Source organism: Paenibacillus woosongensis, from assembly GCF_009725165.1.
In the GTDB taxonomy this organism is placed as follows: Bacteria; Bacillota; Bacilli; order Paenibacillales; family Paenibacillaceae; genus Fontibacillus; species Fontibacillus woosongensis.
This window is the reverse complement of the sequence record NZ_WNZW01000017.1, coordinates 68,731-83,821: the sequence shown is the minus strand read 5'-3', so window position 1 is coordinate 83,821 and position 15,091 is coordinate 68,731. Positions and strand designations below refer to the sequence as shown.

General features: G+C 47.3%; 15 protein-coding genes and 2 pseudogenes. 8 read left to right on the top strand and 9 right to left on the bottom strand.

The annotated features are described in order from the left end of the window. Positions 1-91 precede the first annotated feature (91 nt). The 5 genes and pseudogenes from GNP95_RS23745 to GNP95_RS23725 all read left to right on the top strand — a co-directional run bounded on the left by GNP95_RS23745 (position 92) and on the right by GNP95_RS23725 (position 4,499). Positions 92-376, top strand: a complete 285-nt coding sequence (locus GNP95_RS23745; RefSeq protein WP_155613305.1) for a hypothetical protein — start codon at positions 92-94, stop codon at positions 374-376. A gap of 182 nt (positions 377-558) precedes the next feature. Further along, positions 559-2,016 carry a serine hydrolase domain-containing protein gene (locus GNP95_RS23740; RefSeq protein ID WP_155613304.1) on the top strand — a complete coding sequence of 486 codons (1,458 nt, stop codon included), beginning with the start codon at positions 559-561 and terminating at the stop codon, positions 2,014-2,016. Positions 2,017-2,234: 218 nt separating this feature from the next. Further along, positions 2,235-3,119: a CPBP family intramembrane glutamic endopeptidase gene (locus GNP95_RS23735; RefSeq protein ID WP_196427304.1), complete on the top strand. Its 885-nt coding sequence runs from the start codon at positions 2,235-2,237 to the stop codon at positions 3,117-3,119. 34 nt (positions 3,120-3,153) lie between these two features. Beyond that, a pseudogene (locus GNP95_RS23730) lies at positions 3,154-3,429 on the top strand (IS4 family transposase); the annotation flags it as partial. A 35-nt stretch (positions 3,430-3,464) separates the two neighbouring features. Next, complete coding sequence (locus GNP95_RS23725) at positions 3,465-4,499, top strand: alpha/beta fold hydrolase (protein WP_330163603.1); 1,035 nt, start codon at positions 3,465-3,467, stop codon at positions 4,497-4,499. Positions 4,500-4,797: 298 nt separating this feature from the next. Here the strand turns inward: GNP95_RS23725 and GNP95_RS23720 are convergent, their stop codons facing one another. After that, entirely contained in the window at positions 4,798-5,163 is a 366-nt protein-coding gene (locus GNP95_RS23720) for a MerR family transcriptional regulator (RefSeq protein WP_230873983.1), read from the bottom strand. Positions 5,164-5,277: 114 nt separating this feature from the next. Here GNP95_RS23720 and GNP95_RS23715 point away from each other — a divergent pair, with 114 nt between their 5' ends. Beyond that, positions 5,278-5,928 (top strand): nitroreductase family protein, encoded by a 651-nt coding sequence (locus GNP95_RS23715; protein WP_155613301.1) that lies wholly within the window; start codon positions 5,278-5,280, stop codon positions 5,926-5,928. A 131-nt stretch (positions 5,929-6,059) separates the two neighbouring features. On the opposite strand, the pseudogene GNP95_RS25865 reads toward GNP95_RS23715, so the two are convergent. Both GNP95_RS25865 and GNP95_RS23710 read right to left on the bottom strand, forming a co-directional pair. Then, a pseudogene (locus tag GNP95_RS25865) lies at positions 6,060-6,155 on the bottom strand (YdeI/OmpD-associated family protein); the annotation flags it as partial. 362 nt (positions 6,156-6,517) lie between these two features. Further along, positions 6,518-7,372, bottom strand: coding sequence for an SDR family NAD(P)-dependent oxidoreductase (locus GNP95_RS23710; RefSeq protein WP_155613300.1), 855 nt, complete (start codon positions 7,370-7,372; stop codon positions 6,518-6,520). Between the two features lie 341 nt (positions 7,373-7,713). Here GNP95_RS23710 and GNP95_RS23705 point away from each other — a divergent pair, with 341 nt between their 5' ends. Beyond that, on the top strand, positions 7,714-8,271 hold the full coding sequence (locus tag GNP95_RS23705; protein WP_230873982.1) for a TetR/AcrR family transcriptional regulator: 558 nt from the start codon (positions 7,714-7,716) through the stop codon (positions 8,269-8,271). 204 nt (positions 8,272-8,475) lie between these two features. Here GNP95_RS23705 and GNP95_RS23700 read toward each other — a convergent pair whose 3' ends face one another. The 3 genes from GNP95_RS23700 to GNP95_RS23690 all read right to left on the bottom strand — a co-directional run bounded on the left by GNP95_RS23700 (position 8,476) and on the right by GNP95_RS23690 (position 11,379). Beyond that, positions 8,476-9,420, bottom strand: a complete 945-nt coding sequence (locus GNP95_RS23700) for a helix-turn-helix transcriptional regulator (RefSeq protein ID WP_230873981.1) — start codon at positions 9,418-9,420, stop codon at positions 8,476-8,478. A gap of 140 nt (positions 9,421-9,560) precedes the next feature. Further along, on the bottom strand, positions 9,561-10,187 hold the full coding sequence (locus GNP95_RS23695; protein WP_155613297.1) for a type 1 glutamine amidotransferase family protein: 627 nt from the start codon (positions 10,185-10,187) through the stop codon (positions 9,561-9,563). A 271-nt stretch (positions 10,188-10,458) separates the two neighbouring features. Further along, a complete protein-coding gene (locus GNP95_RS23690) occupies positions 10,459-11,379 on the bottom strand; it encodes an alpha/beta hydrolase family protein (protein ID WP_155613296.1) in 921 nt (306 codons plus the stop codon). Positions 11,380-11,489: 110 nt separating this feature from the next. On the opposite strand from GNP95_RS23690, the gene GNP95_RS23685 reads away from it, so the two are divergent. Continuing rightward, positions 11,490-11,930 (top strand): MarR family winged helix-turn-helix transcriptional regulator, encoded by a 441-nt coding sequence (locus tag GNP95_RS23685; RefSeq protein WP_155613295.1) that lies wholly within the window; start codon positions 11,490-11,492, stop codon positions 11,928-11,930. 102 nt (positions 11,931-12,032) lie between these two features. Here GNP95_RS23685 and rlmH read toward each other — a convergent pair whose 3' ends face one another. The 3 genes from rlmH to GNP95_RS23670 form a co-directional block, all read right to left on the bottom strand. Beyond that, the gene (gene rlmH / locus GNP95_RS23680; RefSeq protein WP_155613294.1) at positions 12,033-12,512 is read right to left on the bottom strand and encodes a 23S rRNA (pseudouridine(1915)-N(3))-methyltransferase RlmH; all 480 of its coding nucleotides are present in this window, start codon (positions 12,510-12,512) and stop codon (positions 12,033-12,035) included. Positions 12,513-12,884: 372 nt separating this feature from the next. Continuing rightward, the gene (locus GNP95_RS23675; RefSeq protein ID WP_155613293.1) at positions 12,885-13,052 is read right to left on the bottom strand and encodes a CxxH/CxxC protein; all 168 of its coding nucleotides are present in this window, start codon (positions 13,050-13,052) and stop codon (positions 12,885-12,887) included. A 134-nt stretch (positions 13,053-13,186) separates the two neighbouring features. Next, the gene (locus GNP95_RS23670) at positions 13,187-14,974 is read right to left on the bottom strand and encodes a glycerol-3-phosphate dehydrogenase/oxidase (protein WP_155613292.1); all 1,788 of its coding nucleotides are present in this window, start codon (positions 14,972-14,974) and stop codon (positions 13,187-13,189) included. Between the last annotated feature and the right edge of the window lie 117 nt (positions 14,975-15,091).

The window sequence follows — 15,091 nt, the reverse complement described above, 5'->3', positions numbered from 1 at the left end:
CTACCGAATCGAAGCAACTCTCTGACATATATCATAATTTTGATCCAATGCCCCTTTGTTAATGGGTATTTCATTTTACGGAGGGATACACATGCGAACCATCAACACTCCGCAGGACGTAGACGACCTTCTCCGGGACGGAACAGCACCCGCAGCGCTGGCCGAAAACATCGCGGAGTTTTTTCGACAACTGAAGACCGAGTTGGTCGATGATGAGGAAGACCCATTCCGTCTTGATCAACACGGACCAATCATCTTGTTGGAAGCGGAAGATGACTTGCGCAACCTGAACTTCGCAGAGCTAAGAGGCGACGACCTGTGCCGCACAGCTTCCGCTAATGAAGCAGAGGGGGCTTTTGTGTTCCTAGCAAAATAGTTCGTAGTAAGTAGAAGATTATGGTAGCAATCTAATTTTTTATATCGTATGATTCTTCACATACAATAAGATTTTACAAATATAAGCTTCATAATATATATCTTATTACACTTTTGGGGAATCAGGCGTACTGCGGATTATTTATATTTTCCATACGGGAGTTTTTTGGGAATGGAGAGACTATGAAAAGAATTATTGTCTTTATGATTGCATTACTTATACTGTTCACCGGATTCGCAACACCAAGTTATGCATTATCAGATTCGCAATCTGATTCAATACAAACATTGTTGGATGATGCAAGCCGTATATCAGGTGTACCGGGAATATCAATCTCAATACTTGCGAACAATGAAGTGCTCTACTTTTCTTCCGGGTACGCAGATCGTGAAAAGGGACTGCCGGCAAGTGAAAATACTCTATATGAGCTGGCTTCGGTAAGTAAAGCTTTTACCGGCATGGGTATTCTGCTGATGGAAGAACAAGGACTGCTGTCAATGTCAGACTCTATCCAGAAATATTTGCCTTGGTTTACGTTAAAGTATCAGGGGAAACACGTTGATATGCAAAGTATTACACTCAATAACTTTTTACACCATACTAGCGGCTTAACAAATAGCAGTCACAGTCAAAACATTCCACAAGGCAATACGCCGGATATGTTGCAAAAAACCGTAGAAATGCTCGTAAATTCTGAATTGTCGTTCTATCCTGGTGAGCAGTATAATTACGGAACTGTTAATTATGACGTATTAGGTCTGGTTATTGAGATGGTGTCGGGACAAAGCTATGAAGACTTTATGAGGGAACAGGTATTTCAGCCGTTGGGTCTTCACCAGACGTATGTTTATAAAGAAGATGCTCAAGCCACCGGACAGTTGGCACAGGGCTACCGTTCTTCCTTTTTTATGACAACACCGTATAACGCGCCGGATTATTCCGGGAATAAACCCGCAGGCTACATCATTTCTAGTACAAAAGATATGGCGCGTTGGATGGGCATACAGATGGGTATTGTGCAGGACATACCCGAAATATTCCATACGGTTATCGAAAAATCACATCAAGGTGATATGTCTGTTCCGGCTGTCAACGAAATGTATTATGCGGCGGGCTGGTCGGTAAACGCCAACCAAACGATTATAGAGCACCCAGGGGGCAATCCCAATTTCGGAACGGAAGTGGTTATACTGCCAAATGAACGAATAGCCATCTGCTTGCTGACCAACGGCGCAAATATCAATAGAAGCATGGTACTAAAAGTTAAAGATATATTAGACGGCAATCTGACGCAGTCATATAGAATAAGCGGCACACAGCTTTTGGATATCATTTTGTCGTCTACCACAATTATTCTTTGCCTTTTGGCTGTTCTGTTCTTTCTCTTAGGATTACGCAGAAGGAAAACGAATGAGCGGCAGCCAATGACAAAAAAGCGAATAATCGTAACAGCTATTTTGCTGGTTGCTACGATTGTCCAGTTTATAATGTGCTGTGCATTAGATTGGTCAACGATACTTGTTTGGCGAACATATAGTGTTCTTACAGCTTTGATTTCGTCGACATTATTAACAGCAAGCATTACATGGTTTGTATACCTATTTTTAGGTCCCCCTGCAATTGTTGAAGGAAAACTATAATGATACACTGGATTTACTAAAACTGGTTTATTTTTCCGGTTGATTCGGGATTCATGGATCACTAAGAAGCCGATACCAAGAAGCTGGCAACTTATAATAGTCGCCAGCTTTTTGAGCATGTTCATATGACCAAATCATGACCAAAGCGTACTTTCTCTTTATGACTTTTTCAACCTATACTCATGTCTATCAAGTAATAGAGGAGGCTGAAGCAGGACATGAAGAAAATGTCTGCACATAAAGAGAAGCAGCATATTGGTGGGAAAATAAGTAAATGGGATTTATTTTGGCGCTTTCCAATCGTCTGGATGATTGTGGGGACCATCGGCATTATTTTTGCGGATGCTCTATTCCGGCCATTAGCAGAGCAAACGCGGGGAGTTGCTTCTCTTCTTTTGACACTAACGGCTGGGATTGTGGCCATCATCGTCTATAGGCTGACGATGAAATACCTGGCTCGTCGGTCAATTCCTGAGATTACAAGAAAACACGCAGGAATTGAAGCTGGCATGGGACTACTAACTGGAGCCATTTTTATTACAGTGTCCACTTCTATTATTGTTGCTGCGGGAGGTTATTCCTTTCAGTGGGCGAGTACTGCGGACACGGGTTCTGTTCTAATATCCTCAGTTACACCAGCTTTAAGCGCAGCTATTATTGAGGAGCTTATCTTTCGCGGGCTTATGCTTCAAGCAATTAGTAAGTTGGCGGGAAACGGGGTCGCACTTGCTATAACCTCACTATTCTTTGGAGTAGCCCATCTTGGAAATACAGGGGCAACCCTATGGAGCGGGTTTGCCATTACCATAGAAGCAGGTATTCTGCTTGGAGCCGCATTCTTGTGGCGACGGAACCTATGGTTTGCCATGGGGCTGCATTTTGCCTGGAATGCACTTGAGGCTTTACTTGGTATTCCTGTTTCCGGACACTCTTCAGCGGGTCTGTTTACTGTGAAAGTGAACGGTGCAGCCATTCTCACAGGGGGAGATTTTGGACTCGAGGGCTCTATCGTTCCGGTTATGATCAGCCTTCTGATTGCCATTCCCATGCTGATTGGCGCTGCACGGAATCGGGTATCGTCGTCTGAAAAGCCTTATATTTAATATCTCAACTTTCGCACCTCTCGATCAACTACCGACAATTGTTTTTTCACGTTACATCCTGCTTGCTTGGCAGCACCGGCAGAGTACGGATCAGCGATCTTTTGGCGGACTGTTTTATTTGTTTTGCGATGAAGTTGGTACAATCGATTGGGCAGTTGCTCTTCAGCAATTGGTCGATATGATCAATGAAATTGCTTCGAGAGCTGGTAAGCGGATGACAACAATCATTCACCGTCAATTACAGCAATGGATCGCTGGTTTGCCTAATTACATCAAGGCATATCTGCCTATTTCATGTTGCGAAAGTTGAGTTCATAAAACTACTCTTATTAATGAGGTGAGATTATCAAAAAGGTAAGAAGAATGTTGGTATATTCGGGGGCAACTATTATATTGCTTGTTGGGTTAGCGTTGTTTTTTCCCACTTGGACTCCCAAGATAGAGGGCAAAAACAGCATAAGCATACTTGAGCAAGTCGAAATTAATGGCACAGGTCATGAACTTCTGATACGAGGTCAGGATAAGAGCAATCCGGTTGTTATTTTTGTACACGGAGGTCCGGCGGTTTCAGAAATCCCCTATGCCACCAAGTACCAAGACCTGCTGGAGAAGGACTTTACGGTTGTCCGATATGACCAACGAGCCAGCGGAAAATCTTATCACTTTGGAGAGGACTATTCCAATCTTTCGACAGATCTATTAGTGGAGGATTTATTGATTTTGACGGATTACATTTCGGCTCGTTTGAATCAAGAGAAGGTCATCCTCGTCGGACATTCCTCCGGAACGTATATTGGCATACAGGCGGCACAGCAAGCTCCAGATAAATACGAAGCCTATATTGGCATCGGACAGGTGTCTAATATTGTTGATAGCGAATGGGATAGTATGAATTATGTGATTGATCAAGCGAAACAAAGCGGTAATACGACCGACGTTCAATATTTGCAAGGGTTAACCGAACAAGTCCGAAACGGCACTGCGTTAGTACCTCGCCAATATGTTCACAAATATGGAGGTGCCGCAAGACTGATCGATGCTGAGGCGGATATGGAACAGGGGTTATGGTTTGGACCTGAGTATAACTTATTAGATCGCATCCGTTATAACCGTGGTGCAGCTTACTCACAAGGCATTTTAATTCGGCAAGCCCTGGCAGAGCCTCTGCCTACAATCGTTACGAAACTTGAGATACCAGTATATTTTATCATGGGACAGTATGATTACATGACTTCCGCAAAATCGGCCAAAGCATACTTCGATCAAATTGAGGCGAGTTCAAAGGAATTTATAACATACGAGCAATCTGCTCATTATCCACAATTTGAAGAGAAAGAGACATTTTCCAAGTGGATGGTGGATTCATTCGTTCAACAATAGTGCGAAAGGTCAGTTTTATGGTTACAGCAATTTTCCGAAGTGCTACAACTGTTCTATTTGTATAATAATTCAGTATAAAAATCGAAGCCGTTCCTTCCAGGAGCGGCTTTTTATTTTGACAAACGGAACGTGTTGGAGGGTGAAGATTCTCAAATGGTTGGTCAAGATTACAGATGCTAAACGGTCAGAATTCTTAAAACTCAACAACAGTTATTCAACGTCAATTACAGCAATCCGATCGCTGGTTTGTCCAATTACATCAAGGCATATCTGCCTATTTCATGTTGCGAAAGTTGAGTTAATATTTTCCGAAACCCTCTTCGCAAGTAATGTCCAACTTGAGAATGTCATACAGGTTTTGCTTGGATTCATCTAATTTTTTTTGAGCTGCTTCAATTTCCGCAATTTTCATTTGTATCAAGCTTACATGCTCTTCCTTCGACATTCCGTTTTTCGAGATCATTGATTTAATATCCTGAATGGAAAAGCCAACTGCCAAACAATGCTTTACAACATTCAGGTGATGAATGACGTCTGTCGCATAAATCCGATAGTTATTTTGATCCCTCAATACATATTCATCCGTGATAATGCCTATTTGCTCATAATAACGGATCGTTGAAATCGGGAGATCCGTACTTTTCGCTACTTCACTTATCCTCATGACCATCCCCCAGTCTTAGCGCTTGCTATAAAGTGTACTTTATAGTTTACCATCTTAGTGGTACTGGTAAACAACATCATTTCCAAACTCAACCGAAAAAGGAGAGAAACATGTATGAGCATCCTTACAGGCAACTACCAGAAAACAAACGATTTCAACAAAATCGCACTGGAACGTCGCTCCGTTAAAGTTTACGATCCCGAAGTGAAAATCAGTCGGGAAGAAATGACCGAGATCTTAGCGAAAGCTTCCCGCGCCCCATCTGCCATTAACATGCAACCCTGGCGTTTCCTTGTGATCGACAGCCTCGAAGGCAAAGAAAAACTCGCATCACTGGCCTCCTTCAACCAGACACAGGTTTTGACATCCTCAGCTGTTATTGCGGTGTTTTATGACTCCAACAATATTGAATATATGGACGAAATTTTTAATAAAGCAGTAGAACTTGGCTACATGCCTCAGGACATCAAAGATATGCAATTGCAACAGGCAAGGCCGTATTATGCAAGCCTGACTCCATCCGCCTTGCGCGATATAAACATGTTGGACTCGGGCCTTGTGTCCATGCAACTAATGCTTGTAGCTCGCGCCCACGGCTATGACACCAACCCAATGGCGGGTTATGACAAGGATCGAATCGCGGAGGTCTTTCACTTGGACAAGGAGCGGTTCCAGCCGGTCATGCTGCTTTCGATCGGTAAAGCGAGCAAAGAAGGCTATCCTTCTTACCGATTACCAGTAGATACGATTACCTCTTGGGCATGATCGGACTTTTAGCAACGCGAAGTTCTAGTGTTTCGCGGTTTCCGCGAGTATTGATGCCCGCAGAGACTCCAATTCAAACAAATGGCGGCCTATAGGGCCGCCAAATGCTTATTTGAATATTATAAAGCATCTTAATAATTGAGCAGACGTCCAAAATCATTCCATTGACCGTACATTTTGTTTGCTCTCGTGTTCGTTATGAATTTATCTAATCTGCTTCTAAACAACGATTCTACATGTGTTAACAATTTGAAACTGCGGGGATGTCTTCCGCAGCCGCACTGGTTGGCTATGAGTGCAGCAGGATCTCGATTTGCTCTAGATAGTCGAATGGCCTTTCGTCATAGCGGTTGCTCCTTAGTCCAAAGATAAAAACATCTATACCATTTTTCGCCCTAACTTATGATAAGGTTCACCGTGCTGTCTGTAACGGCGAATTTTCTATGTTTCATCCCCTTGAAAGACAGACTCCTATTAAAGTGTACCGGGAGACAAAGGAAGGATTTGCAACTGTACTCTTGTTTTCGAGAGGTTTGTTAATATATCAGATATTAACAAAGTATTCTTAATCGCTGGACAAGCGGCTCGGTTAGTAATTTGTCAGCCCTTCGCACAAGGTCCACAGTTTCTTTCCCGCTCCATCCTCAAACTTGGTATGAATCGGTACGATCTGCTTCTTATCATCGAAGAACACGCCATTTGCGCGCTCTATTTCTTTCGCAGACGCCAGATAAACCCCGATCTCGCATTTCTGCTTTGCACTTGCGTTCATGAGAGGTGCAGCGACCCTCAAATACCAAGGCGCGTTCCTCGCAAGATTGGATTTCACAAATCCCGGGTAAAAAGCATTGGAGGTCACTCCCGTTCCTTCCAAACGCTTTGCCAATTCGAAAGCAAATAATGTCCTGGCGAACAGCGACTGGCTGGTTGCACGCATCGTGTTATACTGGTGCTCCATTTGAATATCATCGAAGTTAATGATGGGATTCTTCATAAATCTAGGGTTACCCGACACTGTGATGACGCGCGCAGGACCGCTTTCTTGGAGAATGTCGAGCAACTGGTTAGTCAGCAGATAATGACTATGCACATTGACCGCGAACATACGATCAATCCCCTCAGCCGTCAATTCCTTCTTAAAATAGACTGCACCACAAGCATTTATAAGCACGTGCAATTGATCATACTTCCGCTTGTATACGTCGCTGACTTCCCGGATCGATGACTGTAGGGAAAGATCTGCCGCCACCCAATCTCCCCTGTTGTTGCCTGTGGCTTCCGAAATATCCTTTAATGCAGCTTGCCCACGCTCCGCACTTCTGCTGATGATCACGACCTTGGCGCCAAGTCTGGCTAGTCCCGTTGCGATTGCTTTTCCTACTCCGGATGTTCCCCCAGAAATTAAAAATACTCTGTTTTCAATATCCGTCCGTGTTTCGTTCATCGTCTCTCCCCCTTATATGCAACAGTAAAAACCTTCGCGAACCTACAAGTTTGACTCTGCCTAGGTGGTAATAGGTGGCTCATTCCGGCGAAGACGGTTAGCAGTGTGTTCGTGGAAGCCTAGTCGTGTCCGTCAGCGATAAGTAGTAACGATTAGTTATGGCTAAGTGAGCCGAGTACTGTTATTTTCATTGTGTATTCACCCTCTTTTTGATAAAATAGTGTCATAAACTGACATTTGAAATTATTGTATACCTGCGGGTTTTTTATTGTCAAGAAAAAATGTCAGAGACTGACTATTTTATTTTTATTCCATTAACCACATAAATAGGAATGATGAAAATGAAAATGAAAAGCAAAGAAAAATTACAGGCGGCGGCCGTTAAATTATTTATGGAAAAGGGCTATGAAAACACGACTGTACAGGAGATTGCGAGTCTTGCGGGTGTGACGGAGCGAACTTTTTTCCGTCAGTTCAAGGACAAGTCGGACGTGCTTTTTGACACGAACAATGAGCTGGGGCAGTGGGTCGCGGCTTTTATCACTGACAATTTAAACATTGAGACAAAACCGCTGAAGCTAGCGGTTGAAGGCTTTGTATCGAATTCCGAGTTTTTCGAAAGCTCGCGAGAGAGAGTACTAGCGCGGAATCAAATTATTCAAAGCCACTCTGATCTGCAGGAACGAGAGCTGTTGAAGGGGCAAGTGCTCATTGCGTCTATCACAAGCTCGTTATCTGCCAAATATGATAGCAATCTGTCGGAGCTGGCCGCGCGATTTGCAGTCGAAATTTTTCACATGGCATATAATAAATGGATTACAAACGCTGAGATAAGTCTTGCGGAGCAGCTGCTCGCCGTTTATGAGTTGTATGAAAACTCGTTTTGTTGCGTGGATTGAAGCAGTAACAATTTCGGCGTCACTTATGATACGGTTCACAATATTTGATCGATCACTTCAAATATTGTGAATCCCCATATCCTAATGTTGGAAAAACCTCGAATAATCGCTTAAGCAATTCAAATACTCGGTCGTTTGGCTACCACTGACGCAGCCTTGTTTCTACCGTGTACCAGGTTCGCTGACAACCATTGTCAGTGAAGTTCAATCGGAATCTTCGTCATAATGTTTGGCGATCCCATATGCCACTTCCTGGATCCGACGCTTCGGCTCCAGTGGCTCCCGAATGCGAATGGCTGTGCCGAATGTCATTAGATACATCGGAAGGTGCTTGTTCATCGTCGGGACGTCGAGTAGAAACCGCACCTCTCGATCGGTCCGTTCCGTCAAATAGTGGCGCATATGCCAGTGGCGGCAAACCGCGTTCAGCGTGTCCGGCTCTCCCTCAATGCGGATGACCGTCAGTGGTCCGTCTGCCTCCCGTTCTCGCTCGGACTGGTCGCGGAAATAGACGGACGCGGAGAAACGCTCCGGCTTTTCGAACCGCGCTTCAGTCGGCTCCAGCCGTGTGATGCGGTCCACGCGGAACGTCCGTACCGCCTGCGACCGATGGCAGAACGCGACAGCGTACCATTCGTTTCGGTCGTAAGCCAACCCGTACGGATCAACTTCTCGTCCGTCGTCCTGCTCCGCATTCGCTTTGCGATAGGTGATGCGAACCGTCAGCCCGTCCTTCGCCGCCTGCTCTAGGTCACGTAATAACGGAACGACGGAAGGTAGACGCGACGGAGTGATCACATCCAAGCCATTCGACTGATGAGACAGATCGTGGCGCTGCTCTTCATGCAGCCCGTTCTCCACCTTCTTCAGCGCGCTTTCCAGTTCCTCTGTATATGGATAACCAGCGCCTTGCGCAAATTTAAACGCATCCACGAGCGCCTTCACCTCTAAGGAGTTGAAGAACAATGGCGTCTCCTTGAAGCTTTCCAAAATACGAATGCCACCGTCATGGCCCGATTCCGCGACGACCGGCACACCACTGGCGCATAATGCGTCGATATATCGGTACACGGTGCGAACGCTGATCTCCAAACTGTCCGCGATCTGTGTGGCGGTGAGCTTCTTTCCGGTTCTAAGTATCCAAAGCATCGAAAGCATATTATCCCATTTCGCTATCGGAGGCACCCTCTTTTTCTCAAGAAAATGAAACTGATTTGAGCTTTGCGTAATTATGTGAAAAATAGATATTACACAACTTCTGAAAAGTCCTCAATCCTATGCTTATACCTTTACTGGATTGAATTCATCAACTCATGGAAATATTTGGGTTCTTGAGTCTTATTAAGACTATACCAGGCATCTAATGTTTGTGGAGAAATCACGCCCAGAGCTTTCAAGACATGTACAGAAAATTCCAACGGAGCTATTCCAGATGCAGTGATCAGTTTTCCATCAGTTACAACAGACTCCATTTTGTAATACTTTTCGCCCTTGTAAGTGGGACAGATCATTTTAAGGTATTCCAAATCATTGCTTGTATGCAGGCGTGAATTCAGCAATCCTGTCTGGGCAAGTCCCATTGTAGCACCACAAATCGCTGCAACCAATATACCATCCTTTACACACCTCTGGGCGATTTTCAAGATGGGCTGGTGAATGGATTCTGTCCATGTATCTCCACCGGGTAAAATCAATATATCTGTGTTCTCAATGTTGCACTCATCCAGTTTAATGTCAGGCAGTATTTTCAATCCACCCATTGTAGTTACAGGGGTCTTTTCAATTCCAACGGTGACTATTTTTGATGGGGCCAGCCCCTTTTTATAATATCTTCCCGAGTTCAGCTCGGCAGTTACATAACTTATTTCCCAGTCTGCCATTGTGTCAAACACATAAAGATATACCGTATTATTCATTTGCAAGTTCTCCTTATTTACAATTCATCAAGTGATACCAACTATCCATCGGTGACCATTGATTATCATCATTATAAAATAGCTTCACTGACATCTGCTGTCAGTGAAGCTATTAAAGTTGATAATATTTCATTCACTCCGACGCAACAGCAACAAATTTTTTCTTCAAACTCTGTGCTTCGATTACTTGAATGGATTTTCTATAGGATAGGAGAATATAAGGTACATATGGCCCTTACTTTGCTTTACTTTGATCATGCCTTTTAGGTTCTTACTTAGATTCGATGCGACCTAATGGATTGGCACTCTTCTCCAGATCCTTCCGGGCCGCCAACCAGCTTGAATCGTCGAGATTGAGCGCCTCTCGAAGATAAGACCACGTGAGCTGCTGGAGCAAAGCAACTCGTTCCGGATTCTCGTCCGTCGTCTCCGCGACATTGTACCCGGAGATTCCGCCAAGCATATGTTCTGCCCCGAAGAGGGTGAGCAGGCTCTTTCTGCCCGGGCTTAGGAAGTAGGGGTCTGTGAACCAGTCCGGCCCCCGATTGGACAGGTGAGATTGGTCATGATCCCCCGCGACCACGAGAGTCGGCGTCCTCATATCGGAGAAGCTCGGGTTCATGAATGGGAAGTGCTCTGCCGCGAACGGACTCAAATCAGCTCCGCCAAGGCCAGTCGTGGAAAGCAATACGCCCGCCTTGATTCGCGAGTCGGACATGTCCTCTCCCGGTTCGCCACTGGCATCGAGGACTCTCGCACCAAGCAGCATGCTCACCGTTTGGCCTCCCCAGGAGTGTCCGGCTGCGGCGATTCGGTTGCGGTCGAGACGTCCGCTGAGGCCTGGAACGGAAGCTTCAATAAGATCAAGTTGGTCAAGGATGCGCTTCAGGTCTTCGACGCGGAAACGCCAGATCAGTGGTGTACGGGGATCGTCAGGAGGAAGATTCAGCGTCCTCGAGTCAAGATGGGTAGGTTGAATGACCACGAAGCCGTGAGCAGCCCAGTAGTCGACTAACGGACCGTAGCTGTCCATCGACCAACCAAAGCCTTGCGAGAAAATAATAATAGGTACTTGGCTACCCGTCGCTGGCGCCGATACCCGCACTTGCAAATCTTCACCGCGGCCCGGGGCTGACAGCACAATCGGCTTTATCGAGATGACTGGAGAAGACGTACTTACGTGCATTTTCATAATTGATGTTCCTTTCTTGGTCTTTTCAATTTAAGGCTTGGTTGACACATCAACCTGTACTTAAATGTAGCACGTTGAAGTTGTCACGTCAACAATGCTATGATATTCCCATGGATAAGAACAAACTTAACGATGAAGAAATTCAATTATGGTATAAGTGGAAAGGCTCCTTTCAAAGCATCTTCGGTCGCGTAATTAAAGAGATGTCCGAGCGCACCGGACTATCCGAGGGCGATTATGGGGTATTGGATCGGTTAGACCTTTTGGGGAACGGGAGCCTTCGCCAACAAGAGTTGGCCAAATCTATGGACTGGGATAAGAGCCGATTGTCACATCATCTGACGCGAATGGAAAAACGCAACCTTGTGATGAGGAAGCCATTAGACTCAGATCGCGGTGTTCAAGTCATCATCACTCCCATTGGAAAGTCAGCATTAGATGATGCCCGGCCCATTGTCTCCATGGCCATACGCAAACATTTCCTTGATCAGTTAACCGATCTTGACATTGAGTCGATTACGAAGCTAGCGGACAGATTAAAAAATGGGTGAGCAGCGTCTAGTAATACCCCGACGCCATGACCCCATGTTTTTCCGCCGAGTAAGAACTATCCCAAACCCGAGCCGGGGAAAGAAAACCCCAATTTTTCGCCGTCACTTATGATACGGTTCCCCCCGATTGATCTTCACCGCGCGATAAATCTGCTCCACCAGCACCAGGCGCATGAGCTGATGGGGCAGCGTCATGCGCCCAAACGACAACCGCTGCTGCGCGCGGCGGAGCACTGCATCGGCGAGCCCATGGCTCCCGCCGATGACAAACACGACATGGCTCGTCCCATACGTGCCGAGCCTGTCGAACGTGGCGGCGAGCTCCTCCGAGCTCCACAGCTCGCCGCCGACCTCCAGAGCGATGACATGCGCATCGCTCTTCACCTGGGCCAGCACGCGCTCACCCTCGCGTGCCTTCACCGCCTGCACCTCCGCCTCGCTCATCGTCTCCGGCGCTTTCTCGTCGGGCACCTCCACGACTTGAAATTTCACGTACGGGGTCAGCCGCTTCGCATACTCGGCGATCCCCTGTACCAAATACTTCTCCTTCAATTTGCCGACGGCCATAATTTGAATGAACATCCTGAGCAACTCCTATTCAGCCTGCTCTGAGAAGAGCGGCACCTCATTTTTGAAATCCATTACGCTTGTTCACATACGTATATTGTCTATGTAACTTCCCCATAATTTCCCATTAACACTCTATAACACCCTATAACTCCCTGATTGGTTTGATTCCTATTGAACCTGCATCCCCTAAGTAATTCAGCTTCCCACTCATTTTACCCATCATCGCTAATCTACGCAAAAAGGCCGCTCTCCACATCCAAGGATGAAGACGCCGCCCTCTACACTTAATCTATCATTCCAATAAGTCCGTGCCATCGACTCTAACCCTATGCACCTTGCTTAGCCGTCCGAAATGGCCACAATTCACTCCAGGTTAGCTGCACGTCATAAAATCAAAAACTTCGCCCGCTGCTCGCATTCCTGGCAGGTCACCGGAGGATCCCACTCGATAAACTTCGTTTGGTCCAAATCGACAATGTCCGGAGCCTCCTCGAACTCGTCCACGAACATATCGATGGCTAATTCCACATGATCTTTGCAAACTACATACATAAAATAAAAGCATCCTTTCTCTAACGCGTCTCACGATCCGACTCTCGGTTCCACGATAAACACAGTATACCCTTTTCAGTTCTACCACACTCCAGGGCAAAAAGGAACCATCTTCCTCACAAAATCCCGCTTTCTTAACCGTCTACAGCATCCTCCGGCACAATAGCCTCATGCAGCCGCTTCTCCAGCTCCTCCGCATAACGAGCCTGCTCGTCCGCGCTCCAGCCCAAATAGGAAGCCATATATGCGGCGGCGGGTCCCTTCCATTTCCTTACCCAGTCGATATCGAACAGGAGCGCCCCCGTCCTGCGGACAAAAAAATCCTCCAGCGTCACCGCCATTTCATGCTCCATCGCATACCTCAGCGGGACGCTGACTTCCCTGGGAAGTTTAGGCTCATTCCCCATTTCCCGTACCAGCTCAAACAGCCGATCCACGTTGGACCCATAGCAAGCTGCCCACCGTCCAGCCAATTCACGAGGCAAACCGAGGCCGGCCCCTTCCAAAGTCTTCTTCGCTACATAATCTTGAAAAGAGGCCGCTCCCCCCACATGGCCGCCCGAAATCGGCAGCTCCTTCGTCCGGCACGGCGGATATCTCCCACCGGCACCCACAACAGGTACAGCAACGCCGCCTGTCTCACCCCCGCTGCCCGAAGCGCTCTTACGGAAACCTCCAGTTTCTTCAACACTCCCATTTCCATCCCTGTCCGTCCCGCTGCCGTGCCCAGCCCTCTCCTCCAGCTTAGCCGCAACCCGATCCACCACCGTCTCCGCCATCTTCCGGTAGCCCGTCAGCTTTCCGCCGGCAATGGTGATCAGACCGGACTCGGATTGCCAGATCTCATCCCTGCGGGAAATTTCCGAAGGACCCTTCCCTTCCTCGTATATCAGGGGACGAATGCCCGCCCAACTAGACTCGATATCCTTCGTCGTAATCCGCAGCTCAGGGAACATGCCATTAACGGCATCGAGAACATACTGCCGATCCCGCTCCATCATGCGGGGATGCGCCATATCCCCGGTGTATTCCGTATCCGTCGTGCCCACATAGGTCTTGCCATCCCGGGGGATGGCAAACAGCATGCGACCGTCGGGCGTATCGAAATACACCGCCTGCCGCAAAGGAAACCGGCTCTGATCCACCACAAGATGGATCCCCTTCGTCAGCAGCAGCCGCTTGCCCTGCTGAGACCCATCAAGCTGCCGCAGCGTATCAACCCAGGGGCCAGCAGCATTGACGATGCACCGGGCCTTTACCGTATACTGCCTGCCGCTGAGTACATCGACGATTTCTGCCCCTGCAATCTGTCCAGCCTCATAATCGAACCGCTCCAGCCGCGCATAATTCACCGCAAGCGCCCCATGGGCCACGGCCTCTTTAAGAACCTCTAACGTTAGCCGGGCGTCATCCGTACGATATTCCACGTAATACCCGCCGCCCTGCAGCCCTTCGCGGCGAAGCAGCGGCTCCTTTGCCAGCGTCTGTGTGGCGCTCAGCATCCGGCGCCGTTCCTCCCGCTTCACGCCGGCTAGAAAGTCATAGACCCTCAGCCCAAGCGAAGTGCTGAATCTGCCGAAGGTGCCCTCCTTATAAATCGGCAGCAGCATCCACTCCGGCGTCGTCACATGCGGCCCGTTCTCATATACGATCGCCCGCTCCTTGCCCACCTCGGCCACGACGCCGATATCGAGCTGCTTCAAATAACGCAGCCCGCCATGGACAAGCTTCGTTGAACGGCTGGACGTGCCTGCCCCATAATCCTGCATATCGACAAGCCCGACTCTCATTCCGCGGGCAGCCGCATCCAGAGCAATGCCAGAGCCTGTAATTCCGCCGCCAATGATTAACAAATCAAGCGGAGCCTGTTCCATTTCTTGAAGTAAATGCATTCTCATCCTGCTTGCAAACGGAGCTGTCATCTTCGTCTACCTCCTCTTATTGCAAGAAAGGGAGCACAATTACCCTTCACCCGTTTCCCCTCGGCTGCCTTGTAATGTGCTCCCCTGCGTATTGACTTCATTTGCTTCAATTCAGAC

Coding starts and splice junctions, on each gene's coding strand:
- GNP95_RS23705 (WP_230873982.1), top strand. CDS start 7,714: ATGAAAATGAAAAGCAAAGAAAAATTACAGGCGGCGGCCGTTAAATTA.
- GNP95_RS23685 (WP_155613295.1), top strand. CDS start 11,490: ATGGATAAGAACAAACTTAACGATGAAGAAATTCAATTATGGTATAAG.
- GNP95_RS23675 (WP_155613293.1), bottom strand. CDS start 13,052: ATGTATGTAGTTTGCAAAGATCATGTGGAATTAGCCATCGATATGTTC.
- GNP95_RS23710 (WP_155613300.1), bottom strand. CDS start 7,372: ATGAACGAAACACGGACGGATATTGAAAACAGAGTATTTTTAATTTCT.
- GNP95_RS23715 (WP_155613301.1), top strand. CDS start 5,278: ATGAGCATCCTTACAGGCAACTACCAGAAAACAAACGATTTCAACAAA.
- GNP95_RS23700 (WP_230873981.1), bottom strand. CDS start 9,420: ATGCTTTGGATACTTAGAACCGGAAAGAAGCTCACCGCCACACAGATC.
- GNP95_RS23670 (WP_155613292.1), bottom strand. CDS start 14,974: ATGACAGCTCCGTTTGCAAGCAGGATGAGAATGCATTTACTTCAAGAA.
- GNP95_RS23735 (WP_196427304.1), top strand. CDS start 2,235: ATGAAGAAAATGTCTGCACATAAAGAGAAGCAGCATATTGGTGGGAAA.
- GNP95_RS23690 (WP_155613296.1), bottom strand. CDS start 11,379: ATGAAAATGCACGTAAGTACGTCTTCTCCAGTCATCTCGATAAAGCCG.
- GNP95_RS23720 (WP_230873983.1), bottom strand. CDS start 5,163: ATGAGGATAAGTGAAGTAGCGAAAAGTACGGATCTCCCGATTTCAACG.
- GNP95_RS23695 (WP_155613297.1), bottom strand. CDS start 10,187: ATGAATAATACGGTATATCTTTATGTGTTTGACACAATGGCAGACTGG.
- GNP95_RS23740 (WP_155613304.1), top strand. CDS start 559: ATGAAAAGAATTATTGTCTTTATGATTGCATTACTTATACTGTTCACC.
- GNP95_RS23745 (WP_155613305.1), top strand. CDS start 92: ATGCGAACCATCAACACTCCGCAGGACGTAGACGACCTTCTCCGGGAC.
- rlmH (WP_155613294.1), bottom strand. CDS start 12,512: ATGTTCATTCAAATTATGGCCGTCGGCAAATTGAAGGAGAAGTATTTG.